Here is a 463-nt window from a genome sequence, read left to right on the forward strand (position 1 = left end):
CGAGACCTGGCGGCGTACTCATAGTACGATTCCGTAGGTTGGCATACTGTTTGGGTGGAAGCACGGGGGAGACTTCGTGTGGACCGAGCAGCAACGAAAATCATGGTCTCAGTAGCAGCGAGAGTCGGGTGTGAGCCCCGACGGCCTTACGCGCAAGGGTTCCTCGGCACTGCTAATCAGCCGAGGGTTAGTCGATCCTAAGTCTAACCGTAATTCGAATTAGATGAAAGGGAAACTGGTTAATATTCCAGTACTATCTTGCACCAAAAGTCGACGCTTTAGGAAACACCGAGCGGGGTCTTCGCCCCGTCGAATCGCCGAACTTCGTGGAAGCCGTAATGGCACGAAGCGAAAGAATGGCGAGATAGGGAAACTCGGCGGTACCTAGAGCCCGTGAAAAGACGAGCAAGATAATCGTACCGAGATCCGACACAGGTGCGCTGGCAGAGCAAGCCAAGGTCTG

At 54.2% G+C, this 463-nt stretch carries 1 rRNA gene; it reads left to right on the top strand.

From position 1 onward, the window contains the following. Nucleotides 1-463, top strand: a 23S ribosomal RNA gene (locus AUR66_RS22035); the annotation flags it as partial.

Source organism: Haloferax profundi (assembly GCF_001469865.1).
GTDB classification, from domain to species: Archaea; Halobacteriota; Halobacteria; order Halobacteriales; family Haloferacaceae; genus Haloferax; species Haloferax profundi.